Origin of the sequence: Tannockella kyphosi, assembly GCF_021054785.1 — a bacterium.
Taxonomy (GTDB): domain Bacteria; phylum Bacillota_I; class Bacilli_A; order Erysipelotrichales; family Coprobacillaceae; genus Tannockella; species Tannockella kyphosi.
The window spans coordinates 1,820,210-1,846,497 of sequence record NZ_CP088239.1 but is presented as its reverse complement, the minus strand read 5'-3'; the positions used below and the strand labels follow the sequence as shown (position 1 = coordinate 1,846,497).

General features: G+C 30.4%; 24 protein-coding genes. 20 read left to right on the top strand and 4 right to left on the bottom strand.

The window, feature by feature from the left end:
- Position 1 precedes the first annotated feature (1 nt).
- The 8 genes from LRR82_RS08960 to LRR82_RS08925 all read left to right on the top strand — a co-directional run bounded on the left by LRR82_RS08960 (position 2) and on the right by LRR82_RS08925 (position 7,649).
- Positions 2-1,003, top strand: coding sequence for a helix-turn-helix transcriptional regulator (locus LRR82_RS08960; RefSeq protein ID WP_249029087.1), 1,002 nt, complete (start codon positions 2-4; stop codon positions 1,001-1,003).
- A gap of 147 nt (positions 1,004-1,150) precedes the next feature.
- Positions 1,151-1,996: a phosphate ABC transporter substrate-binding protein gene (locus LRR82_RS08955; RefSeq protein ID WP_249029086.1), complete on the top strand. Its 846-nt coding sequence runs from the start codon at positions 1,151-1,153 to the stop codon at positions 1,994-1,996.
- Positions 1,997-2,012: 16 nt separating this feature from the next.
- Positions 2,013-2,945, top strand: coding sequence for a phosphate ABC transporter permease subunit PstC (gene pstC, locus LRR82_RS08950; RefSeq protein WP_249029085.1), 933 nt, complete (start codon positions 2,013-2,015; stop codon positions 2,943-2,945).
- Complete coding sequence (pstA, locus tag LRR82_RS08945) at positions 2,938-3,804, top strand: phosphate ABC transporter permease PstA (protein ID WP_249029084.1); 867 nt, start codon at positions 2,938-2,940, stop codon at positions 3,802-3,804. Before pstC ends, pstA begins: the two co-directional genes overlap by 8 nt.
- 11 nt (positions 3,805-3,815) lie before the next feature.
- The gene (gene pstB / locus LRR82_RS08940) at positions 3,816-4,571 is read left to right on the top strand and encodes a phosphate ABC transporter ATP-binding protein PstB (RefSeq protein WP_249029083.1); all 756 of its coding nucleotides are present in this window, start codon (positions 3,816-3,818) and stop codon (positions 4,569-4,571) included.
- Between the two features lie 51 nt (positions 4,572-4,622).
- On the top strand, positions 4,623-5,282 hold the full coding sequence (gene phoU / locus LRR82_RS08935) for a phosphate signaling complex protein PhoU (protein WP_249029082.1): 660 nt from the start codon (positions 4,623-4,625) through the stop codon (positions 5,280-5,282).
- Positions 5,283-5,298: 16 nt separating this feature from the next.
- On the top strand, positions 5,299-5,976 hold the full coding sequence (locus LRR82_RS08930) for a response regulator transcription factor (RefSeq protein ID WP_249029081.1): 678 nt from the start codon (positions 5,299-5,301) through the stop codon (positions 5,974-5,976).
- Positions 5,973-7,649, top strand: coding sequence for a sensor histidine kinase (locus LRR82_RS08925; RefSeq protein ID WP_249029080.1), 1,677 nt, complete (start codon positions 5,973-5,975; stop codon positions 7,647-7,649). Before LRR82_RS08930 ends, LRR82_RS08925 begins: the two co-directional genes overlap by 4 nt.
- Positions 7,650-7,714: 65 nt before the next feature.
- Here the strand turns inward: LRR82_RS08925 and LRR82_RS08920 are convergent, their stop codons facing one another.
- From LRR82_RS08920 to LRR82_RS08910, 3 genes are all read right to left on the bottom strand, one after another.
- Positions 7,715-8,749: an aspartate-semialdehyde dehydrogenase gene (locus tag LRR82_RS08920; RefSeq protein WP_249029079.1), complete on the bottom strand. Its 1,035-nt coding sequence runs from the start codon at positions 8,747-8,749 to the stop codon at positions 7,715-7,717.
- 3 nt (positions 8,750-8,752) lie between these two features.
- Positions 8,753-9,907: a homoserine dehydrogenase gene (locus tag LRR82_RS08915; protein ID WP_249029078.1), complete on the bottom strand. Its 1,155-nt coding sequence runs from the start codon at positions 9,905-9,907 to the stop codon at positions 8,753-8,755.
- A 170-nt stretch (positions 9,908-10,077) separates the two neighbouring features.
- Complete coding sequence (locus tag LRR82_RS08910) at positions 10,078-11,400, bottom strand: MATE family efflux transporter (protein WP_249029077.1); 1,323 nt, start codon at positions 11,398-11,400, stop codon at positions 10,078-10,080.
- A 227-nt stretch (positions 11,401-11,627) separates the two neighbouring features.
- Between LRR82_RS08910 and thrC the strand changes: the two genes are divergently transcribed.
- The 4 genes from thrC (at position 11,628) to LRR82_RS08890 (ending at position 15,637) form a co-directional block, all read left to right on the top strand.
- Positions 11,628-14,015 (top strand): threonine synthase, encoded by a 2,388-nt coding sequence (gene thrC, locus LRR82_RS08905; protein ID WP_249029076.1) that lies wholly within the window; start codon positions 11,628-11,630, stop codon positions 14,013-14,015.
- Positions 14,016-14,118: 103 nt separating this feature from the next.
- Positions 14,119-14,646, top strand: a complete 528-nt coding sequence (locus LRR82_RS08900) for a metallophosphoesterase (protein ID WP_249029075.1) — start codon at positions 14,119-14,121, stop codon at positions 14,644-14,646.
- Positions 14,647-14,715: 69 nt separating this feature from the next.
- Entirely contained in the window at positions 14,716-15,399 is a 684-nt protein-coding gene (locus LRR82_RS08895; RefSeq protein WP_249029074.1) for a tRNA threonylcarbamoyladenosine dehydratase, read from the top strand.
- Between the two features lies 1 nt (position 15,400).
- Positions 15,401-15,637 carry a hypothetical protein gene (locus LRR82_RS08890; protein ID WP_249029073.1) on the top strand — a complete coding sequence of 79 codons (237 nt, stop codon included), beginning with the start codon at positions 15,401-15,403 and terminating at the stop codon, positions 15,635-15,637.
- Positions 15,638-15,817: 180 nt separating this feature from the next.
- On the opposite strand, the gene LRR82_RS08885 is transcribed toward LRR82_RS08890, so the two are convergent.
- Complete coding sequence (locus tag LRR82_RS08885) at positions 15,818-17,335, bottom strand: IS1182 family transposase (RefSeq protein WP_249029072.1); 1,518 nt, start codon at positions 17,333-17,335, stop codon at positions 15,818-15,820.
- 251 nt (positions 17,336-17,586) lie between these two features.
- Between LRR82_RS08885 and LRR82_RS08880 the strand changes: the two genes are divergently transcribed.
- The 8 genes from LRR82_RS08880 to LRR82_RS08845 all read left to right on the top strand — a co-directional run bounded on the left by LRR82_RS08880 (position 17,587) and on the right by LRR82_RS08845 (position 26,273).
- Entirely contained in the window at positions 17,587-18,648 is a 1,062-nt protein-coding gene (locus tag LRR82_RS08880) for a hypothetical protein (protein ID WP_249029071.1), read from the top strand.
- A gap of 121 nt (positions 18,649-18,769) precedes the next feature.
- Positions 18,770-19,207: a 50S ribosomal protein L13 gene (gene rplM, locus LRR82_RS08875; RefSeq protein WP_249029070.1), complete on the top strand. Its 438-nt coding sequence runs from the start codon at positions 18,770-18,772 to the stop codon at positions 19,205-19,207.
- 14 nt (positions 19,208-19,221) lie between these two features.
- Positions 19,222-19,614: a 30S ribosomal protein S9 gene (rpsI, locus tag LRR82_RS08870; RefSeq protein WP_249029069.1), complete on the top strand. Its 393-nt coding sequence runs from the start codon at positions 19,222-19,224 to the stop codon at positions 19,612-19,614.
- Between the two features lie 242 nt (positions 19,615-19,856).
- Positions 19,857-21,503 carry an RNA-binding domain-containing protein gene (locus LRR82_RS08865; RefSeq protein WP_249029068.1) on the top strand — a complete coding sequence of 549 codons (1,647 nt, stop codon included), beginning with the start codon at positions 19,857-19,859 and terminating at the stop codon, positions 21,501-21,503.
- 276 nt (positions 21,504-21,779) lie between these two features.
- Positions 21,780-22,028, top strand: a complete 249-nt coding sequence (locus LRR82_RS08860) for a hypothetical protein (protein WP_249029067.1) — start codon at positions 21,780-21,782, stop codon at positions 22,026-22,028.
- A gap of 653 nt (positions 22,029-22,681) precedes the next feature.
- Positions 22,682-23,698, top strand: coding sequence for a PDDEXK nuclease domain-containing protein (locus LRR82_RS08855; protein WP_249029066.1), 1,017 nt, complete (start codon positions 22,682-22,684; stop codon positions 23,696-23,698).
- Positions 23,699-23,846: 148 nt separating this feature from the next.
- Positions 23,847-24,356 carry a helix-turn-helix domain-containing protein gene (locus LRR82_RS08850; protein ID WP_249029065.1) on the top strand — a complete coding sequence of 170 codons (510 nt, stop codon included), beginning with the start codon at positions 23,847-23,849 and terminating at the stop codon, positions 24,354-24,356.
- Between the two features lie 471 nt (positions 24,357-24,827).
- On the top strand, positions 24,828-26,273 hold the full coding sequence (locus tag LRR82_RS08845) for an ATP-binding protein (protein ID WP_249029064.1): 1,446 nt from the start codon (positions 24,828-24,830) through the stop codon (positions 26,271-26,273).
- Positions 26,274-26,288: the final 15 nt, after the last annotated feature.

Here is a 26,288-nt window from a genome sequence, read left to right as displayed (position 1 = left end):
GATGAATGAACGTAGTTATTTTGTATTAACATTTATTAAAGAATCGAAAGATCCAATTAGTGCAAAAAGGATCCAAGCATTATTGTTAGAAAAAGGAATGAAAGTAGATATTAAAACAGTATATGAAACTATTCGTCGTATTAATGAATTTTATTATCCTATATTAAAAACCAAATATATTTTAGCACAAAGAAAAAAAGGATATTATATATCTTATGATTACTTTACAGATGGACAAATGCAATATATGTTAGATGCCACACTATCAAACCCTAATTTAAGTAAAGAAGATCGAGAAGATTTAAAATATCGTTTATTATCGATGAGTAGTCAAAACCAATTAGATCGTCTTTTTATTAATGAGAATATAGAAAGCTTAGATAGTCGTTTGTTATTAAATATTACTATTCTAACAAAAGCGATTAGTGAAAAGAAAAATATTGCTTTTCGTTATGTTGATTATAATATTAAAGGAAAACAGTTTATTGAAGTAGAAAGTAAAAAAGGAAATGATGTAGAACATAATAATATCTATATTGTAAGTCCTTATGAAATAACATTAAAAGGACAATATTATTATCTAATAGGATATTTTAATAAAAGAAAAGGTAGTAGAAGTACCTATCGTATTGATCGTATGCGTTTATTACAAACGCATAAATCAGAATATATTGATATTAGTGAACAATATGATATGGCACAAGATATTCATAAAGCTATTAATATGTTTGTCAGTGATGAACAGATTGATCTAACGATTCGTTTTAAAAAAGAGGTAACTAGAGAAGTAGTAAATCAATTTGGTAAGAATTTTAAAGTAAAGAAAGATGTAGAAGGATATTATAAAGCAGAAATAATGGATGTTACTAAATCTCAAGGATTAGTAGCTTGGTTATTAATGTTAAATAAAAACATGGAAGTTTTAGCTCCAAATAGCCTTAGAGAAGAAATAATTAACACAATTTTGCAATTAAATACATTATATCAGCTAGAAAACAAATAAAGTTTTCTAGTTTTTTTATAACTTTACCTATTCTTAACATAAAGTATATGGAAAATTGCTATTAAGAAGTATTGAAAATGAGTAATATAGTAACTGTCTTAGAGAGCTAAGAAAGAAATTTTAAAAAAACCAAAGGGGAAAATAAAAATGAAAAAATTATTAACGGGAGCATTAGTGTTAATGCTTGCATTAGGAGTTACAGGATGTAGCTCAGATGACAGTGAAAGTGGAGATGACACTGCTGCTGTATCAGGAACTGTTACAATGAATGGTTCAACATCAATGGAAGATTTAGTAGAATCAATTATTGAAACATTAGCTTCAACAAATCCAGAATTAACAATTTCTTGTGAATACACAGGATCAAGTTCAGGAACTGCTGCTGCTATCGAAGGAACTGCTAATATTGGGAATGCTTCAAGAAACTTAAAAGATGAAGAGTTAGAAACATTAACTGAAAACATTGTTGCTTATGATGGAATTGCTGTTATCGTTAGTGCTGATATGGATGCATCTGGAATTGATTTATCAATGGATGATTTAGCTGCAATCTATAAAGGTGAAATCACAAACTGGTCAGAAGTTGGTGGAGAAGATATGGCTATCGTAGTTATCGGACGTGATAGTGCTTCAGGAACAAGAGGAGCATTCGAAGAAATCGTTGGTGTTGAAGACGAATGTGCATATGGGCAAGAAATCGAATCAACTGGTGCTGTAATTGGGAAAGTTACAGAAACAGAAGGTGCTATTGGATATGTATCATTAAATGTTGTTGCTGATTATGAAGATGTTCAAGCTTTATCATTAGATGGAGCAGAAGCTAGTTCTGAAAATATTTCTAATGGAACTTACTTATTATTTAGACCATTCGTAATGGCTACAGTAGGAACTATTGAAGAACAATCAGAAGCTGTACAATTTATATTTGATTTCATCTCTAGTGAAGATGGACAAGCTATCATTTCAACATTAGGATTAATCTCAGCTGAGTAATTTAGGAGAACGATACATGAAAAAAGACAAGTTATCTATTATCGCTAATAGAAAAACTAAGTCTATGGTAGAAAAGACAGCCGCAATGATATTTTGCGGCTGTTCTGTTGTATCTATCGTAAGCGTAGTTTTTATTACAGCGTTTATGTTTTATAAGGGTGTACCTACATTTTTTGAAGTAGGATTTGGAGAAATTCTATTTTCTACTGATTGGGCGCCAACTGCATCTGATCCATCTTATGGGATTTTATATATTATTTTAACATCGATTATTGGTGTTACAATGGCAGTTATTTTAGCTGTACCAATTGGTATTTTAACAGCAGTTAATTTAGCGGAAATAGCAAAACCAAAAACACGTGGTCTAGTAAAAGGAGCAGTAGAGCTATTAGCTGGGATTCCTTCGATAGTTTACGGGATGATTGGTTATATGGTTTTAAATCCTTGGATGTATAAGTTAGAAAAGCTTATTTATTCAGGGGATTCTTCGCATACTTTTACAGGTGGAGCCAACTTATTATCTGCCGTTATTGTTTTAGCTATCATGATTTTACCCACTTTGATCAATATAACAGAAACAGCATTACAAGCAGTACCGGATGATTTCCGTAAAAGCTCTTATGCATTAGGTGCTAGTAAAATGCAAACAATATTTAAAGTTGTCTTACCAACTGCTAAAACAGGGATTGCTTCGGCTATCGTATTAGGTGTTGGTAGAGCAATTGGAGAAGCAATGGCTATTTGTGTGGTTGCAGGTAACGTAGTAAACTTCCCATGGCCATTCAATTCTGTACGTTTCTTAACGACTGCAATTGTAACGGACATGAAATATGCAACTGGTACCCATATGAGTGTACTATATGCAATCGCTTTAGTGTTATTTGTATTTATTATGGTTATTAATATTATCTTAACAACGATTATTAAGAAAGGAGATCTACATGACTAGTAAAAGTATATTTGATGGTAAAAAACGTAGAATTGATACGATTACTTTTGGTTTAATTCAAGGTTCTAGTTTACTAGCAGTAGGTATCTTAGCGTTAATATTAGGATATATTGTTTATCAGGGAGTACCTGTATTTGATTGGAAATATCTAATTCAAGTACCTAGTACTTTATATAAAATTGATGGTTTATTACCATCTATTATTAATACATTATATATTATCTTTGTAACATTAGTAATTGCTTGTCCAATTGGAATTGCAAGTGCTATTTATTTACAAGAATATGCACAAAACAAAAAGTTTGTAGAAGTTGTTTCTTTTACAACAGAAATATTATCAGGTATACCATCTATTATCTTTGGTTTATTTGGGATGTTATTTTTTGGAAATGTATTTGGACTTAATTATTCTGTCTTAACAGGATCATTTACACTTGCTATTATGATTCTACCAACCATCATACGTAGTACCCAAGTTGCATTAACTTATGTTCCAAAAAGTTATCGTGAAGCAGCATTAGGAATTGGTGCTACAAAATGGTATATGATTCGTACTGTTTTATTACCAAGTGCAATGCCTGGTATTTTAACAGGGTTGATTTTAGCAATGGGTAGAATTGTAGCTGAATCTGCTGCTTTAATTTATACAGCTGGTTCTGGGAAAGTATTACCTACAGGAATATTCTCTCACTTGTTTTCAAGTGCAGCGACATTAACAGTAGACTTATACTTGCAGTTAGAAAAAGCAAACTTTGATTTATGTAACGTTATTGCATTAGTGTTAATTGTAATTGTATTATGCTTAAACTTACTTGCAAAATGGATTACAAAGAAATTTGATGTAAATAGAATAGACTAAAGGTGAATAAAATGGAAAATAAAATTATAGCCCGTAATTTAGATTTATATTATGGTGAAAAACATGCGTTAAAAAACGTAAATTTAGATATAAAAGAAAATAGTATTACTGCATTTATCGGTCCTTCTGGATGTGGTAAATCAACATTCTTAAAGACATTAAATAGAATGAATGATTATGTAAAAAGCTGTAAAATTACTGGAGAAGTAATTTTAGATGAAGAAGATATTTATGATTCTAGAGTGGATACTACAGTATTAAGAAAGAAAATAGGAATGGTATTTCAACAACCAAATCCTTTTCCAATGACTATTTATGATAATGTAGCATATGGTCCTAGAATTCATGGAATTAAAAACAAAAAAGAATTAGATGTTATAGTAGAAGAAAGCTTAAAAGCTGCTGCTTTATATGATGAAGTACATGATCGTCTTCATACAAGTGCTTTAGGTCTTTCTGGAGGACAACAACAACGTTTATGTATTGCTAGAGCATTAGCAGTAGAACCAGATGTTATTCTTTTAGATGAACCAACAAGTGCATTAGATCCTATTTCAACATTAAAAATAGAAGAATTATTATTAGATTTAAAAGACAAATATACAATAGCTATTGTTACTCATAACATGCAACAAGCTAGTCGTATTGCTGATTATACTGCATTCTTTTTAGTAGGAGAAATGATTGAATATGGTCCTACTCAAGATATTTTTGCAAGACCACAAGACAAACGTACTGAAGACTATATTACAGGTAGATTTGGTTAAAAATTAGTAGTATAATTATAGAGATGATTTATCTAAAAAGAGGAGAAAATTATGATTCGTACAAAATTTGAACGAGATTTAAATAAATTAACAGTAGACTTAAATAAAATGTGTCATTTAGTAGTAACAGCAATTGAAGATTGCATTACTGCTTTTAAAACACAAGACAAAGAATTAGCAAAAGAAATTATTGACCATGATAAAATCATCAATGACTGTGAAAGATCAATTGAAGCTAGATGCTTATCTTTATTATTAAGTCAAACACCATTAGCAACTGATTTACGTAATGTATCTTCTGCTTTAAAAGTAGTTACTGACTTAGAAAGAATTGGAGATCAAAGTGCAGATATTGCAGAATTAATTATTAGTTTAGATGGTGAATATACATTTAAAATGGTAGAACATATTCCATCAATGGCTAGTGTAGCAAAAAGAATGGTAAAAGATTCTATTGAAGCTTTTACCAAAGGTGATTTAGAATTAGCCAAAGCTACTAAAAAAGTAGATGATCAATTAGATGCTTATTTTAAAGAAGTAAAATTAGAATTAAATGAAATATTAAAAGAAACACCAGAAAAAGCAGATGTTTGTATTGATTTTTTAATGATTGCTAAATATTTAGAAAGAATTGGAGATCATGCTGTTAATATTTGTGAATGGGTTGAATTTAATGAAACTGGTAATTTAAATAACAAAAGATTATTATAGAAGAGGAGAATTGGAGATGAATGAACGTATATTTGTAATAGAGGATGACGAGAATATAAGAGAGATAATTGATCTTGCATTAAGCAGTAATGGTTATCATGTTACGCTTTTTGATAATGCAATGGATGCTCTTGAACAAATAGCGAATCAAGCTCCAGAACTAGCAATCTTTGATGTAATGCTACCAGAAATGGATGGAATTACGGCTATTAAAAAAATTCGTGAATCAAACAAAGAATTACCAATCTTGATCTTAAGTGCAAAAGATCGTGAAATAGATAAAGTAAATGGATTAGATAAAGGTGCGGATGATTATTTAACAAAACCATTTGGTGTATTAGAATTATCTGCTCGTGTTCGTTCTTTACTTCGTCGTAAAGTAAAAAAATCAAATGCCTTAAAAACACAATCTTTATCAATTGATAAAGATACACGTACAGTAAAACAACAAGATAACATAATAGAACTTACAAACAAAGAATATCAGTTATTACTTTATTTATTAGAAAATAGCCAACGAGTAGTAGAACGAGAAGAATTATTAAATGAAATTTGGGGATATGATTTTGTTGGTGAATCTAGAGCTTTAGATGTGCACATTCGTGCCCTTCGAGGAAAGTTAGATGATGATGGTACAAAGTACATTAAGACATTACGTAGTGTCGGATATCGTTTTATAGAGTCAAAAGAATGAATAAAGCAATATTAAAATATTTTGTAAGTTTAGTTGTTGTTTGTTTATTGAGTTGTACATTGATATTAAATCTAATGGTTTCATCATTATGGCAAGACATGTCTCAAAGAGACATGTTATTTGCTATTAAGTTAGTGGAATATGAATTGGATTTTGAAGAAGATTTACAAGCACAAATTGATGCTATGAATCCTCTTACTTATGGTGAAAATACTAGAATTACGGTTATTGATATAGAAGGTAATGTAGTAGCAGATACAGATGAACAAGATTTAGAAAATCATAGTGATCGTGATGAAGTAATAGAAGCAATAGAATCTGGAGAAGGAATGAGTATTCGTTATTCAGAAACATTAGAAACTAATTTAATGTATGTTGCCTATTTTAATGGAGAATATGTATGTCGTTTATCTATTGAATATAGTGGTATCTTTGATAACTTAGATCTTTTATTAATACCATCACTTACTAGTTTATGTATGGCACTATTATTAGCTATTATCTTAGCTAGATCATTAGCAAAAAGATTGTCTTTACCAGTAACTGAAATTAGTGAACGTGTAGAGAATATGAATGTTTTTGAAGGAGTAAGTTTTAGGCAATATCCTTTTGAAGAATATAATACGGTTACAGATGCAATTGTTCGTCAATCTAAGATGATTAAAGATGGTGTTCATAAGTTGCGTTTAGAAAAGATGAAGATTACTGGAATATTAGATAATATGAATGAAGGATTTATTCTTTTGGATGATAACTTTACTATTCTATTAGTAAATAAACAAGCACAAAAGATATTCTCTAAACATATGAAAATATCTAGATCAGCATTGGATTATATTTTTGAACCAAAGATATTAGAAGCTTTCAAAAAGGTTACTATTGAAAAACAAGTAGTCGATATTAAAAAAGATAATGCTATTTTTGCTTGTTATATTAATAAAGTAGAATATGGAATAACTGTTTTATTTGTGGATGAAACAATGGCTAGAAATCAATTAAAGATGCGTCAAGAATTCTTTACAAATGTATCTCATGAATTAAAAACTCCAATGACATCTATTAGAGGATATAGTGAATTATTACAAACAGGTATTATTGATCAAGAAAAAATGCGTCAAACCGCATTAGATAAGATTCAAAATGAAGTATCTAATATGGAAGGTTTAATTAATGATATTCTTACTATTTCTCGTTTAGAAAACAAAGACTTTATTGAAGAAAGAACAACAATACAACTTCATTTAGTAGCTCAAGAAGTAATTGCTAGTTTACAAGTAGAAGCAGATAAACGTCATATTATGATTAAAAATCATTGTGAAGAAATAGAATATATTTGTTCCCATCAACATATTCATCAATTATTTAATAACTTAATCTTTAATGCAGTTAAATATAATGTAGAATCTGGACAAGTAACTGTAAGTTGTTTTGAAGAAGGCGGTTATGTAAAGATAAAGGTAGCAGATACTGGTATTGGTATTCCATTAGCAGATCATCAACGTATATTTGAAAGATTCTATCGTGTTGATAAAGGTAGAGATAAGGCTACTGGAGGTACAGGTTTAGGATTATCAATTGTAAAACATATTGTTCAATATTATAATGGACTTATTGAAATTGATAGTGCATTAAATAAAGGAACTACTATTACTATTTGTTTACCAATAAAATAATAAAAACACAAAGAGCAGATTGCTTTTTGTGTTTTTTAGTAAAAGAAAAGGATATCGAAGATATCCTATAATAAATCCATTTCAATCATCTTTAATCCAATATCTACTGAATTATAAGCAGCACCCTTCATTAATTGATCTGCTACTACCCATAAATTCAAACCATGATCATTATGTAAATCTTTACGAACACGCCCAACATGAACTAATTCATCTCCAATAAATAAGTTAGCCATTGGATAGATTTGATTTGTTAAATCATCATACAAATCAACTCCATGAGAATTACCTAATAATTCCATTACTTTATCCATATCAATTGGTTTCTTTGTTTCAATATAAACACTCTCACTATGTCCTCTAAGTACTGGTACACGCACACAAGTAGCATTTACTTTTATATCTTTATTAAATATTTTCTTTGTTTCATTGACCATTTTTAATTCTTCTTTCGAATAGCCACAATCTAAATCAAACATATCTACTTGAGGAATACAGTTAAATGCGATTGGGAAATGTTTCTTATCACTACCACAAGGTAATGTTTTAGCAACAGGCTCTTGTCCATCCAATACTTCTCTTGATTGACGATATAACTCTTCCATACCAGCAACACCAGCACCTGATACAGCTTGGTAGGTAGAAACAATAATACGTTCAATATCAAAATAATCATTTAATTGTGTTAAAGCACTAACCATTTGAATAGTAGTACAATTTGGATTTGCAATAACTCCTTTATGATCTTTTAATGCATAAGCATTTACTTCAGGTACTACTAAAGGTACTTCAGGATCCATTCTAAAATGACTTGTATTATCAATACAAACACATCCAGCTTCAATGGCAAAAGGGACAAACTTAGCTGAAATACTTCCTCCAGCTGCAAAGAAAGCAACATCAACACCTTCAAAGCTTGTTTCTGTTAGTTCTTCGACAATATAAGTATCTTCTTTAAAAACAACTTCTTTTCCTTTGCTTCTAGATGAAGCTAATAGTTTTAAACTTTCAAAAGGAAAGTTGAATTCATAAATACAACGTAACATTTCTTCACCGACAGCACCAGTAGCACCAACGATAGCAACATTTAATTTTTTCATTGTTTATCCTCTTACTTTGAATAATACATATTCAAACCCTTCTAATTTTTGTTTTAATTTTGATAATTCTATTTCATCTACAATATAAACATGATTATCTTTTTCACTATAATATTCTAAGAATTCAATTGGTAGAACACTAGAAGAACGAATATAGTATTTTGATAAGGTAATAGGGAACACCTTAGTACCTTCTTTATAATCATGATTCCAACGTCTTTCTTGTACTGTTTTCATAATATCACTAACAACAGCACTAGCAGTGACGTGTCTTCCAGCACCACGACCATAGTAGACAATATCATTAACATAGTCACCATTTATTTCAACTACGTTATAAGAGCCCATTACATTTGCTACTAAAGACTCTAAACTTACAAGTGTTGCCCCAACATCAATTCCAATGCCACCAGGAACTAATTTAGCTTGAGCAATTAGTTTAATACGATAACCTAGTTTGAATGCAATATCCATATCTAACTTGGTAACATTACGGATACCAGATGGTTGAATATCATCAAAAGGAGCATATGTTTCAAAGCCGTTCATTGCTAGGATTGCTATTTTATGAGCAGCATCCACTCCATCTAAATCCAATGCTGGATTTGCTTCTACGTAACCTAAATCACTTGCTATTTGTAAAGCTTCTTCAAAAGATAAGTTATCTTTTTCCATTAAAGATAAGATAAAGTTAGTTGTCCCATTTAAGATACCTGCTATCTCTAATGTATTATTAGCGATAAAGCTTTCCTTTTGACTTACTAAAACAGGTATTCCTCCACCAACAGATGCTTCATAAAATATATGGACATTATTTTCTTTGGCTGCTTTAAATATTTCTTTTCCATCATGAGCTAATAAAGCTTTATTAGCTGTTACAACATGTTTTTTATTATAAATAGACTCTAAGATAATACTTTTTGCAATAGTAGTACCTCCAATTAATTCAACTACTACATCTACTTCAGGATCATTTACTACTTCCTTATAATCCTTTGTATAAAGAATTCCTTCTGGTAACTCTATTTCTTCTAAACCACAAGCATATTTTAATACTACTTCTTCTTGGATTGCTTTAGCTAAGCGATCCTTCTCTTTTGATAAAATATCAACTACTCCAAAACCGACTGTCCCAAGTCCAATTACCCCAATTTTCATATCCCGACTCCTTTAAAAAAACACCAACTCGATGTGTTGGTTTTCTAATTTATGACATCATAGCATTATTGTATACAATAGTCAATATATATGCAGATATTCGAATAATTAAAGTTTTCACACGTAAAATTTCTATTAAACACAAAAAAAGAAGACAAAAGTCTTCTCTTTTACTTTAAATGTAAATGTTTATAAAATGCAAAAGCAACGATACTTCCACATATCTCTGCCACAATAAATGCAACCCAAATAGCAGTTACCCCAAAGAAATAACTTCCTACAAAAGCAATCACAATCGTAATAAAGAATTGTCTACAAAAAGATACGATCATAGAATAAATCCCTTTCCCCAGTGCTTCAAACACCCCAGACAAACCAAATCCTAAAGTAGAACAAATAAATCCAATAGAAAGGATTCTCAGCCCATTTATCCCTATATCATACATTGCTTGATTTGCGTTAAACATGGACAATATAAATGTTGGGAAAAATAAGAATAAACATGTTCCTAAACATAACACAGAACCAATACATGCCACTGCTGTATGAATAATTTTATGGACACGTTCATATTCTTTAGCACCATAATTATAGGCTACTAATGGTCTCATCCCTTGGATGATACCAGAAGAAGGCATATAAATAAATGTTTGTAATTTGTAATAAATACCAAAGAATGCTACTGCTGTTTGACTAAAAGTTGCTAGTAATGCATTTAATATAGATATTAATAAAGAAGGTAAGGCAAGCATAATAGAAGAAGGAATAGTAATTGAATAAATTAGTTTTATATTTTCTATCTTAATATAAGTACGATTAAAATGAATATTCTTTTGTTTTTTATGTAATAAATAAATAGCTAATAAAGCAGTACAAATTTGACCCGTTACGGTTGCAATAGCAGCTCCCATAATACCTAATGCAGGCATTCCAAAATAACCAAAAATTAAAATAGGATCTAAAATAAGATTAATACAAGCTCCTACTAATTGTAAAAGCATTGGTATAATCATATTACCGGTTGCTTGAAACATCTTTTCAACAAACAAATGCATATGTTGACCAATAGCACATATTAATACAATACGTCCATAAACAATCGCTCCTTGATAGACACTAGCACTATCGGTAAATAACTGAAAGAATGGTGCAGTAACAAACAAACCAATTACAACAAATAATAAACTATGACATAAAGTCATCACCAAACCATTACTTGCAATAACATTAACACGTTCATGATCATTTGCTCCTAAATTACGAGCAATTAAGGCATTGACACCAATCCCTAAACCAACTGCTAAAGCTAAAGAAAGGTTTTGTAAAGGATAAGCTAAAGAAATAGCAGTAAGGGCATCTTCTCCTAAATAAGCAACATACATACTATCTACTATATTATAGAGTGATTGAATTAACATTGATAACATCGGTGGTAATGACATTTTTAATAATAATGGAAATACTGGCTGAGTCGCCATATTGTTTTGTTTCATAAATTTTCCTCCAAAAAAATAGAGCTATAACGTCCTATTTGAATCAGAAATAGGCAAAATTATAGCTCATCGCAAATAGACTCTACCATGTTCCTAAAGTCTTGTCAATCAAAGCAGAAAAAGAAAATAAAATAATAAAAAAGAGTCATAAAAACTTACGAATGAATTGACATTGAATAATAAATTGTATACAATTTATTAAAATTAAGACTGGGAGAATAAAACGAATGGAAAAAACATATGTAAGTACAAGAAATAAACAACAACCAATTGATTTTTATCAAGCAATCGTACAAGGAATTGGGAATGATGGAGGATTATTAGTACCTGAATTTGAATTACCAACTTTTGATATTACTACATTATTAAATAAACCTTATCATGAACTAGCAACAGAGATTATTGCTAGCTTTGTACCAGAGGCCGGAAAAGAATTAATTAAGGATGCTTGTTTGCAAGCATATGGAAAAGATTTATTTCCTGATATAGTAGTACCGGTAGAAAAAGCAGGAGATACTTATATTGCAGAGTTATTCCATGGTCAAACAGCAGCTTTTAAAGATATGGCTTTATCTTTGTTACCTTATTTAATGACTTTGTCATTAAAAGAATTAAAAGAAGAAAGAGAAGTTATGATTTTAGCAGCTACTTCTGGAGATACTGGAAAAGCAGCATTAGAAGGATTTAAAGATGTTCCAGGAACTTCTTTAAAAGTATTTTATCCATTAGATGGTGTTTCTAGAATTCAACAGTTACAAATGATTACTCAAACAGGAAATAATGTGGATGTAGTAGGAATTCAAGGGAATTTTGATGATGCTCAAAGTGCAGTTAAGGTAGCTTTTGGTAATGAAGAATTAAAACAAACTAGTGATTTACATAAAGTTTTCTTATCATCAGCAAACTCAATTAATGTAGGACGTTTAGTACCACAAATTGTGTATTATTTCTATAGTTATTGTCAATTAGTACAAAATAAAGAAATAGAATTAGGACAAGAAATTAATTTTTGTATTCCTAGTGGGAACTTTGGAAATGCATTAGCTGGTTATTTTGCAAAAATGATGGGATTACCAGTAAAGAAATATATTATTGCTTCTAATAAAAATAATATTTTAACAGACTTCTTTAGTAGTGGTAGTTATGATGCAAATAGAGATTTCTATAAAACAAATGCTCCAGCTATGGATATTTTAGTATCTAGTAATTTAGAAAGATTTGTTTGGTTTATGACAAATAAAGATGGTGAAAAAGTAAATGCTTATATGGAAGAGTTAAAAGAAACTGGGATATATAAAGTAGATGATAGTACGTTAGCTACGATTAAAGAAAACTTTGTAGCAGGAATGCTTAGTGAACAAGAAGTATTAGAAACAGTGAAAACATGTTATGAAGATACAAATTATTTATTAGATACACATACTGCTATTGGTTATGGTGTTTATAAAAAATACCAAGAAACATCAAAAGATAAAACAAAAACAGTAGTATTAGCAACTGCATCTCCTTATAAATTCCCTGAATCAGTATATTATGCTTTAACAGGAGAAATGAAAGAAGTAGAAGATGCGATTGATGCATTATATGAACATACAAAAGTATCTGTTCCTAAACCATTAGTAAACTTAAAAGATAGAGAAGTATTACATACTCAATCTATTGATAAAACAGAAATATTAGATTATATTCGTAGTGAAATAGAAAAAAATAGGAGAAAAATAATGAAAGTAAAAGTAAGAGTTCCTGCTACTAGTGCCAACCTAGGACCTGGATTTGATGTTGCTGGATTAGCCTTAACTTTATACAATACATTTAGCTTTGAACTTACTAATGATGGTTTAGAGATAAAAGGATGTCCACAACAATTTTGTAATGAAGAAAATATGACTTATCAATCTTTTAAAGATGCTGCAAAACATTGTGGGTTAGATTTTAAAGGAGTAACGATTGAATGTAGTGGGGATGTTCCTTATACAAGAGGATTAGGTAGTAGTTCTACTTGTATTGTTGCTGGTATTGTTGGGGCTTATGCCTTAAAAGATAATGCAAATGATCGTCAAGCTATTGTTGATTTAGCTACTTCTATAGAAGGACATCCAGATAATGTAGCACCTGCTATTTTTGGGGGTATGACAGTATCAGTTATGGACCAAGATAAAGTAGTGACTTTAAATATACCAATGCAACATAACTATCGTTTTGTAGCATTAATACCACCATTTACACTATCTACAGCGGAGTCTAGAGCTGTTTTACCAGATGTATTACCTAGAAAAGATGCAATCGCAAATGTCTCTTATTTAGCTTTATTAGTAGCTTCTTTAATTAATGGTTATGATGAAGGGTTGAAGTTTGGATTTAAAGATCGTTTACATCAACCTTATCGTGGTAATCTAATTAAAGGATATGATGAAATTATGGGGATTCTAGAAGCGGATAAAGATATTTTAGGATGTTATTTATCTGGTGCTGGACCAACATTAATGGCTGTTATTCGTGAAGATGATACAATGGGTGTAGTACGTATAAAAGATAGTTTAGGGGAGTTAATCAATGATTGGCAAGTCCAAAAACTAGAGCTAGATATGCGTGGTTATACAGTTGATTATGAATAAATAAATAAATTTAGATAACAATTACTTAGGTAATAGTTATCTTTTTTTCTTTCTATAGTCAATTCATAGTGATAATATATATTTAGATATAGGAGGTGGTAAAATGATTTATTTTATAGCTGATTTACATTTTCATCATAAAAATATAATTAAGATGAAAGATAGAAAATTTAGTGATATGGAAGATATGAATAAAAAACTTATTAAAAACTGGAATAAAGTTGTTGGAGTTGAAGATGATGTTTATGTTTTGGGAGATTTGTCATTCAAAGGAGCTGAAAAAACAACAGATATCTTATTAGAGTTGAATGGGCGTATTCATTTAATACTAGGAAATCATGACAAGTTTTATAAACAAAACGAGTTTGATAAGTCATTGTTAGAAGAAGTTACCAACTATAAGATATTAGAATATCGAAATAGATACTTTGTATTGTTTCACTATCCTATAGAAGAGTGGGATGGATATTATAGAGGGGCATATCATCTACATGGGCACCAACACAATGAAAAACAATATAACGTAAACAATAAAGAAAAAGGATTCAAAAGATATGATGTTGGGGTAGATGCAAATGATATGAAACCAGTTAGTATTGAGGAAATTATTCATTTTTTTGAATGTGAATGATAAAAAAAGAAACGTATACTTTTTTTCATAGCGTATATTTGTTAGAATGTACTAGAAAGTAGGAGTGATATGGAACAGTTTTCAAGAACAATTAAAATTATTGGAGAAGAACCAATCCAACAAATGCAACAAAAGAAAGTAGCAATATTAGGATTAGGTGGTGTAGGTAGTTATGTAGTAGAAGCATTATGTCGTGCTGGTATAGGAAATCTAGTATTAGTGGATCATGATGTGGTGGATATAACAAACATAAATCGCCAATTATATGCTTTGCATTCTACTGTTGCAAAAAAGAAAGTAGAAATAGCCAAAGCTAGATGCCTTGATATTAATCCAAATATTCATATTGAATGTTTCGATATGTTTTATTTACCAGGAGAAGATAAAGAATATATTCTAGAAGGTTGTGACTATGTAGTAGATGCTATTGATACGATTAAAGCTAAAATAGCTTTAATAGAAGCTTGTAATCAAAGAAATATTCCTATTATTAGTTCCATGGGAACAGGAAATAAACTAAATCCTAGTTTATTTGAAATTACAACAATTGATAAAACAAGTGTTTGTCCACTAGCAAAAGTAATGCGTAAAGAACTAAAAAACAGAGGGATATATAAAACAAATGTTTTATATTCAAAAGAATTACCAATTCAAACACAAGATAGAACACCAGGTAGTATTAGTTTTGTACCAAGTAGTGCAGGACTTAAAATAGCGAGTTTTGTATTTGAACAACTAACAAAAGGAGAATAACATGGAAGGTATAACACAAATCGAAAAAACAGAAGAAGATGTACAAAGATGTAAAGAAATAGTAAAACAAGTAATAACACAAGATTTAGGAGAAGATGTTTTGATAGGTTTAACAAAAGATATTATGGATACGGCTTTATTTATAGGGGGAGATTTTGAAGATGACAACATCTTGAATCTTGCTAAACAATATGTAGATATGGGTGGAGTAGAACGTTTTTTAAAGAATTTTAAATAATAGATAGAGGCTGTAACGCATAAAGATTTTTAAATCTTTGGCGTTAGCCTTTTTTTAGTTTGCTACCCTTATTTTTAGGAATTTATGTTAATCAGAAAAAAATAAGAAGTTATTCACATTTTGGGACATAATAAAAAGTAGAACACGTTTTTCGTTCTTTCATTTTCTTATTTATCTAAATTAGTGCGTAGCGTTCCTGTGTTTTTTATGATGATATTTTCGCAAATTATATCCTATTGACAGTAACATGAGTTCTAATTTCACATTTTCTGTTTTTCTTCTTCGTATTCTTTGATATCCAAGGTCTTGTTTTATTAAACCAAATGTTCCTTCTGCTTGACTTGATCTATTTGATTTTAATTGTTTCCCTAATTCAGTAGATAATATTTCATCCACTTCTTCTTGCATTTGATTAAGAGTTACATTTATGTTGAGGACTCTTTCTCCTGTTGATTTTGTACACTTATTTTTTACTGGACAATTATGGCATTTCCCACAACTATATCGACTATGTACTTGGGTATATACTCCTTTTTCATTGTATACTTCCCCTTCATCTATATTGAATGTATGTCCTTGAGGACATACATATTTTCCTTTTTCATCTTTCTTGAAATTTAGTATATGATATATTTTCTTTTTAAACTTTGTACTATTCTTTATCGCATAATAATTATACTTCATAGATAAATTCATTCCATTTTTTATACAGTACATATAATTATCATAACTTCCATATCCTGCATCTCCAACAGGATATGTTGGTAATTCTCCATAATATTCTTTATAGCGTTCCATAAATGGGATAAATGTTTTTGTGTCGGTTGGATTACTATAAATATCTAGATGCATGATGTATTCGTCACTGACTCCTATTTGTATATTGTAGCCTGGTTTAAAGACTCCAGTTTGATTATAATAGTCATACTTCATATTCATCATAGTTGCGTCATGATCTGTTTTAGAGTAACTATTTCTATCCCCACATATTTTTAACTGTTCTTCATACTTACTAGCAGATAGATAGTAACTTAGAACATCATCAAAAACTCGTTGTAATAAGCTTTTTCTTGTTCCTTTTCCATAAACAAACGTTATTCCTTGAGCAGTTGCTTCCTTCATTAGTCTATCAGCTATCTCGCCAAGCAATAGAGATGAATAACGAGGTTGAATAGAATAACTAGTAGAAACTAATTTGTTTATATCAGGTAGTATTTTTGATACCTTATCAAACAATTTTGCTTGATATCCTATTGTTGCTTTCTTCCATACAAAGCTGTTCTTTTTTGCGTTCGCTTCTATCTTTGTACCATCGATATAAAGCGCTGAAGTATCTATGTTGTCAAGTGCTTTTAATCGTTCATTAATATCATAAAAAATATCTCTCACTTGTACTTTTAAATACTTATCCATGAAACGCTTAAAAGACTGATGACTAGGTGTAGAACCATCAGCTAAATAAATATAACGAATATCTGTACGACATAATTTTTCTAGTTCTCTTAGACTAGGTACCTTCTCCATGAATCCAAACAGGACAACATTCAACATCATTTTAGGGTCGTATCCCTTATTCCCTACATGAGGGAAAGGTTGGCTCAAATACTTGGCAACATCAAGTCCTTTCATAATTTCTACGAAAGATGTTAAGTAATCATCATTAGGTAAAACCGTGTAAATGTCTAATGGTAATTTCATTTGGAATGTGCTATTATAGGTTATGGAAATTGGTGTAGTATTGTATGTTAAAGTCGAGTTTTCCATACAATTATTATACCAAAAAAGGCGTTAGAATTCATCTTGAATTCTGCGCCTTTTTCCATAATGTAAACAAATCTTATTTTATTAATGCGTTACAGCCTCTTTTATTTTCTTAAAAATAGAGCGGTATTTTTCTGTAGAAAGATGTATAATCCTTGTATAGAGAGATGTTACAAGGGAGAAATATCATGAAAAAAGGGATGCTATTTGTATTATTAATCCTTCTGACAGGTTGTACAGAAGATTATGATAAGAAGGATATTAAAAATGCAGTAGAAGAGAAATTAAATCTAACTGATATAACAGTATCTTCTACAAGTTATATTCGAATAGAGGAAGATGGATATGAAGATAGCGTATGGACAGTAACAGTAGATGATACTGGCTTAGTGTTTCATGTAATTGATGATTTTTATTGGGGCAATGAGTGGGTTTCAAATAGTTTGTGGAATGATTATAACGCGGCAGTTATTGATTTTATTTATGATGACCTTCCGGTGTTAGAGAGATTAGAGGTAGTATCTTCTATAGATGAAGAGGGCTTATTTTCTGCTAATATACAAGGGTCTTATACAAACAAAGAAGAGTTACTAGCATGTTACAATGACATTCAAATACTTCAATCAACCTTTGAACAATTAGGATATGAAGGATTATCTATTGGCTACTATTTAACTTATGATCACCTACTAGCAAACACAATAGAAACCTATGACGATACTTCTGGTAACATATCTGGAATGACTAGCTATGAAACTAGTTATGAAGAAATGTTAGCAGAGTTTATTCAATGTGCATTAGATTATCGTTATGAAGTAATAGAAACATTTACTCAAGAAGAAATAGCTACTGCTCTAGATGGTTATTATCATCGTGTATATATCTATTATGGAGAACAAGAAGACGAAGATGATTATGAAGAAGAATTCATTGTTTGTTATGATGATATAGTAGGGAGTACGTATGGTTATGGAATAAGCTTTAGTTCTTTGTATGAAATACTAGTAAGAGAAGGTTATCCTGTAGAAGGAGATGCAGGCTATTATTCTTTTATAGGGATAGATGGTAGTGAGTATGTTATCTCTTATGATTTTGATGATTATGATTATGGAGATAAGATAGGTTATTATTATTTGAAGGATGGTGAGAAAATAGCGATGGGAGCATGTTTTTATAACCATTTTTATGAATTTAAGATAGAAGAAATGACGGGATTAAAGCTAATAGAAGGTAGAGAAGTAGTAGAATAAAAATAACATGGTTTTTATACAAAATAGATAGAAAACAATTGACATAAAGCATATAAATCTCTATAATGGAAATGTTCATAAGAACTCTAAAGTCCCCGGTAAGGATATAGGAGAAGAGAAGATGAGACAAACAACAATGGCTAATGAAGCCACAATTGAAAGAAAATGGTACGTAATTGATGCTACTGACTTAACTTTAGGTCGTTTAGCTTCAGAAGTTGCCGTAGTATTAAGAGGTAAACATAAACCTACATTTACACCACATGTAGATACAGGAGATAACGTGATTATCATTAATGCTGAAAAAGTAGTAATGACTGGTAAAAAATTAGATAGTGTAAAATATTACCGTCACTCTGGATGGTTAGGTGGTTTAAAAGTTAAAACTGCTAGAACTTTCCAAGAAAAAGATCCTACAGGATTTGTGGAAGCAGCTGTTAAAGGTATGTTACCTCATAACACATTAGGAAGAAAACAAGGAATGAAACTTCATGTATATGCAGGAAGTACTCATCCTCATGCAGCACAACAACCAGAAGAAATGAAATTTAAAGGGTAAGGGGAAAGATGACAATGGCAAATGTACAATACAGAGGTACTGGACGTAGAAAATCATCAGTAGCTAGAGTAATCTTAACTCCAGGTACTGGTAATATCGTTATTAACGGTAAAACTGCTAAAGATTATTTATCATCAGATGTTTTATTAATGATCGTAAATCAACCTTTAGAATTAACTAACACAGGTGAAAAATTTGATGTTAGTGTTAATGTATATGGTGGAGGATACACAGGTCAAGCTGGTGCAATCCGTCATGGTATCTCAAGAGCTTTATTACAAGCTGGAGATGATTATAGACCAACATTAAAAGCAGCTGGATTCCTTACTCGTGATGCTCGTGCTAAAGAACGTAAAAAATACGGACTTAAAGCAGCAAGACGTGCACCACAGTTCTCAAAAAGATAATTATTATTTTTTCGAACAGTTGGATTTATGCATAAACTTGAACTCTCTTAGGAGAGTTCTTTTTTTGTTTTAAAGAAAAAATAAAAGGGGATAAATAGAATGAATAACATCTTAGGAGTGCTAAATTATATTGATAAATATAAAGTAAAAAATGAAGATGTTACGCGTTCTTTCGCGCGCGCGCGATAAAACTATTGAAATTAAAGCGCGCGCGCGATATAATGCGTTTAGGAGGTGTTTTTATGAGAATTATACCCAGCAAAGAAACATTAAAAATTGAATTTAAAAGTGATGTTAAAGAACTAAAAGATAATGAGCTTATTGAAGCTGTTCTTGGAATGGCGAATACCGAGGGGGGACAATTATTTTTGGGTGTTGAGGATGACGGAGTAATTACAGGTGTGCATAAAAAACATGCTGATGAAATTGGTGTAGTAGCATTAATTGCTAATAAAACTGTTCCGTCTGTATCTTCTAAAGCGGAAATAATTATCGAAGAAGGAAAACAAGTTTTAAGGATTGATATACCTATGAGTAGAACGATTGTAGCTTCTAGCGAAGGGAAAATTCTTCGAAGAAGACTAAAGTTGGATGGTTCGCCTGAAAATATACCAATGTATCCACATGAGATAAATACACGTTTATCTCAGCTTAGCTTGTTGGATTTTTCAGCACAAATAATTACAGATGCCTCAGTGAATGATTTAAATCCAAATGAGAGAGTGCGACTTAGAAACATTATTAAGATGCGAAAAGGGGACAAATTGCTTCTTGAATTGACAGACGAAGACTTAGATAAAGCTTTAAGAATAACTAAAGAAGAAAATGGTGTAACATATCCAACAGTAACAGGCATGTTATTGATAGGAAAAGAAGATAGGCTGGAAGAGTTGATGCCTACTGCAAAATCAAGTTTTCAAGTTCTTGAAGGAACACAAGTTAGGGTAAATGAACAGTTTTCAAAACCTTTACTAGCAACGTTTGAAATATTTGAAAACTACTTAAAGGCATGGAATCCAGAGCGTGAAATGGAATCGGGATTATTTAGGATACCAATTCCAGAGTTTTCAGAATCAGCATTTAGGGAAGGTTTAGTAAACGCATTTTGTCATAGAGATTACTCAATATTACAAAGGGTGCGATTAGCAATAGAAGATGAGGGATTAACAATAAGTAGTCCAGGAGGATTTATTGAAGGGGTTAACTTACATAATTTATTAACAGTTGAACCACACGGTCGAAATCATGCTTTGGCAGATGCAATGAAAAGAATAGGGTTAGCAGAACGAACTGGTCGAGGGATAGATCGTATATATGAAGGGTCTATCGTTTATGGACGTCCATTTCCTGATTATTCAGAGTCGACAAGTAGCTATGTAAAGTTATTTGTACAAAGAGCTGATCCAGACCTGGCATTTGCTAAGATGTTGTCTAATGAAGAGAATAGAATTGGAAGAATGCTCCCAATCAATTCTTTATTGATTTTGTCAACATTACAAAGTCAAAAAAGAGTTTCAATACAAGAATTGTCTGATACTATGCATATTAGTGAATCTAGAACAAAATCAAATATTGAAAAATTAATAGAGAGTGGACTTGTGGAAGCGAATGGAACTGGTAAATCAAGGGTTTACATGCTAAGTGTAAAAGTGTATAAAGCTCAAGATAATGTTGTGGGTTATGTAAGGCAGACAGGTATTGATCGTTTAAAATATGATGAATTAGTACTGAAACTTGCTAAACAGCAAAAATATGTTACTCGTAATAATGTAGTAGAATTACTAGGAGTAACTAAAGATCAAGCGTACCGAATATTGAAAAACCTTGTAAAAAGTGGGAAACTAGAGTTGATTAGAAAAGGAAACTCATCGAGATATGAATTAAAATAGGGGAGATAACTATTTTAAGAACAACAAAATCACTATTATACATGGCGTCATTGTATGTCTGTGGTTATGTTGCACGTAAGATGCAAACTCTATAAAAACTTTTATTTTATATACTTTAGTTATTAACAAAAAGATAATTATAATACTCCAAACAGTTGGATTTATGCATAAACTTGAACTTTCTTAGGAGAGTTCTTTTTTATTTGTTATCCATCATTGAATGAGTAAGTCTAGTATGATAAGATTTGCTTTTTATATTTTGTGAGGTGTGAAACAATGAAAAAAGATAAAATTTTGGACATTAGTACTATTGTTTTTAGTGTAATAGTAATAGCTCTTTCTGTGATTTATGTAATAACTGGAAATATGATTCCTGGATTAAATCCTTTATGTCTATCGGTACTTATTATATTTATGTTCTTTAACGATAAAATTACAGGGAAAAATATATATATGAAATCATTATTTTTAATAGCTGCTAGTTTAAATGTTATAGCAGGAATTATTCAATTAGTTAATCATTGAGAATATAAAAAATATTAGCATACCCTGTGGATTAGACTAGATTAATTTCTAGTCTTTTTTGATACTTTCTAACTAGTAAGTTCTAAAAACAGAGAACAAACATATCGCTATTTAGGAGGAATTATGATGAAAACAAAAAAGATACTTAAATAAAAACTATGAGATGTGACGATGATAACTTATTTAGCAGTAGTAGTACAATAAGAATAGGGAAGTAGAAGAACACGTCAAGGCAGTAATACCTTACAACGATGATCCTGATGCTAAGGTGAGATTGGTAGAAGTTGTATAATAATAGGCCGAAACAAATTGCATAGATATAATCAACATAATTTTCCTTTTGAACGAAAAGTTATCTTTTTGTACTAAAACAAACACAATTTTAAGCTATTTTTGGTCCTTATCGTACAAAATTCAGGAACTAAATAAACTATAAAAAAGGGGTTTTTATATAAATACATAGATTTACTCATTTTTCAAACAATTAAATAAGAATTTCAGTAAAAAGTCTATTAACTACTTCACAATATTATGAAGTTAGAAGAAAGGCTTTTTATTATTTAAAAGTAATTGTTTAGTAAAATACGTATAACTTAATGAGAAAGTAATTAAATAATATGATGAAAAGAACAAAAGAAAAGAGGAAACTAGTAATGGAATTAGAAAAAGAAATAGTAAATGATATAAGAAATATTGTCTATCAAGCTAGAGATAAAGTATATCAAGTAACTAATAATACTATGGTACAAGCATATTATGAAATTGGTAGAACGATAGTAGAAAAACAAGGCGGAAAGGAAAAAGCAGAGTATGGGAGTGATTTAATTAAAACTATATCAAAAGAGTTGTCTGCAGAGTTTGGAACAGGGTTTAAGGTTTCTAGCCTCAAAGATATGAGACAATTTTATTTAACTTTTTCAAAAAGCCACGCACTGCGTGGCGAATTGAGTTGGACTCATTATCGTTTGTTAATGAGAGTGGAAAATGAAAAAGCTAGAAATTTTTATGAAGAAGAATGTGTAAATTCTAACTGGAGTACTAGGCAACTAGAAAGACAAATTCACTCCTTTTATTATGAAAGGTTATTATCTAGTAAAGATGGGAAAACTATGAAAGATAACTTGTCAGATGAAGATGAATTATTAAAATCACCAAGTGATATTATTAAAGATCCTTATGTATTAGAGTTTCTAGGACTTCCTGATCAGGCATCTTTTAGTGAAAAAGAATTAGAAAGTGCTTTAATTTCTCATTTACAAAAATTCTTATTAGAATTAGGAAGAGGTTTCTCTTTTATAGCAAGACAAAAAAGAATTACCTTTGATGGGAGACATTTTTATATTGACTTATTATTCTATAATTATTTATTAAAGTGTTTTGTTATTATTGATTTAAAAATAGGGGACTTAACGCACCAAGACTTAGGACAAATGCAAATGTATGTAAACTACTATGAAGAAAAAGTAAGTAGTAAAGAAGATAATCCACCTATTGGTATTGTGTTATGCGTGGATAAAAGTGAAAGCTTAGTAAAATATACGTTACCTAAAAATAGTAACGTATATGCATCTAGATATAAACTATACTTACCTAGTGAAGAAGAATTAAGAAGAGAACTTCATAAAGAATATAACTTGTTAGAATTAGAAAAGACGATAGGTACTAAGTGAGTTTGTCATAAACGAAAAGAATGTTATAATTAACTAAAGATTATTTATATACCCTTTATGCCTATTATGGTGAATGTTAATATGCGTTGCTTGTGGCAACGGGCAAATATCTGCTAAAATCAAAGTACAAACAAAGGAGGTATTTGTTATGCTAAGTGAAAATATTAAAACTATTAGAAAATCAAAAGGACTTTCACAAGAAGAACTTGCTATTAAGTTGAATGTCGTACGACAAACTATTTCAAAATGGGAAAAAGGATTATCAGTTCCAGATTCTGAAACGTTAGTAACTATGTCAGAAGTTCTTGAAATTCCAGTAAGCACAATGTTTGGTGAAACTATAGCAGAAGAAAGAGAAGGTGATCTCAAAGTAATTTCAGAAAAATTAGAGGTTATTAACTTACAGTTGTCACAAAAAAGTGTAAGAAGCAGAAAACTAGTTCACTGGATATTTATTTCGGTGTGTGCAATTATTGTAGCAATTTTTGTGATTTTATATTTCTTAGATAGTTCTTATTTGGGATGGAATTATAGTAAGCCTGATTTAGCTGTTGCAGGAACAATTTTACACGGCATTGAATGGTTATTTGTAAGAATTGCACCAATTGCATTAATTGGGTCGATTGTTGGTATAATTCTAACTCGCAAAAAATCATAGGTGCTGAGGAGTATGAGCATAATACGTAGTAAACTAGTATTTAACTTGTCTGAGTGCATTTGATTAAGATGCTTATAAGATGCAAGGATCTATAAAAACATTATTTCATAAAGGATATATATTAACAAAAAGATAATTATAATACTCCAAACAGTTGGATTTATGCATAAACTTGAACTTTCTTAGGAGAGTTCTTTTTTTGTTTTAAAATGAACAAATAGGGATAAAAGAAGAATTATATATAGCGGAAGATGTATTCTGTAATGGTAGAAAGAAAATTGTGATAGAAAATTATGTAAAGAAAAAATAAAGAAAAATACTTTAAAAATATCAGAAATAAACAAAATAATAAGTAAAATTAGATTAAAATTATAAATAAACAAAATTTATATAGATAATTTTGTTTATTTTATTGAATAATTTTGTTTAAAATAGCATATTATAAGTAAATATACTTAGGAGGGTTGTATTATGCAAATAGATGATTTAGTTAGTTTGGTAAAAACTATTCAAAAATATAATTGTGAAACGCAGTATATTGAAGTGAAAGCAGTTCAAAAGAGAACACTCACAAAATTATATGATACACTTTCAAGTTTCTCAAACCAAGATGGTGGAGGTACTATCCTATTTGGATTAGATGAGAAAAAGGATTTTGAAATAGTTGGTGTCTACGATCCTCAAGATTTACAACATAAAGTTGCTGAACAATGCAAACAAATGGAAATTGCAGTTAGGCCACTATTTACAGTTGCAATGATTGAAAATAAGATGGTTGTTTCAGCTGAAATTCCTGGAGTAGACATTGCAGATAGACCTGTTTACTATAAAGGTGCAGGTAAGGTTAAAGGTTCATATATTCGTGTGGCAGAAGCAGATGAACCTATGAGTGATTATGAAATTTACAGCTATGATGCATATCATAGAAGAATTAAGGATGATATTAGAATTGCTGATTCTACTGATTTTTCTATACTAGATGATATATTACTTGAAAAGTATATTCTAAATATAAAAGAAAATAAACCTAATGTTTCAAGGCTTTCAAACGATGAAATCCTTCATTTAATGGGAGTGATAAAGGGTGGAAATCCAACCTTTTCAGGGATAATGTGTTTTTCAAAATATCCACAAGCTACTTATCCACAACTCTGCATCACTGCAGTAGTTGTTCCTGGAACTATCATGGGTCAGACAGGAGATGAAGGAGAGCGATTTATTTCTAATAAGAGAATAGAGGGTACTATCGCTGAAATGTTAGAAGAAGCTGTTGCTTTTGTAAAAAGAAACATGAGAGAAAAAACAATTATTGATGATGAAGGAAAACGACATGATAAACCAGAATACCCGATTAAAGCAGTCAGGGAAGCTATATTAAATGCTCTAATGCATAGAGATTATAGTATTCATACAGAAGGGGCACCTATAAGAATTGTAATGTATAGTGATCGACTTGAAATTACAAATGAAGGAGGTCTTTACGGTAGAATTACTGTTGATGGTTTAGGAAAGGCTCATGCAGATACAAGAAACCAAACATTGACCCATATACTGGAGGTACAAAAAGCAGCAGAAAATAGATATTCTGGTATTCCGACTATTCACTATGAAATGGAAAAAATGAGTCTTTGTCCTCCTGAATTTGTTAATAGACGAGGAACATTTACTGTGATTCTAAAGAATAGTGTCATGTCTAAACTCAAAATATCTAATAGTGGAAAAACAGAGGTAAACGAGGTTGAAGAACTTATTGAATTTTGTAAAACACCGAGAACAAGATCTGAGTTAGCTAAGTATTTAGGCAAAACACAGTATTATGCAATGAATACAATTGTTTTACCATTGATAGAAAGTGGAAATCTTAAAATGACATTACCGGAAAAACCTAAGAGTAAATCACAGAAGTATTATAGCTAAATGGATTAACTATTT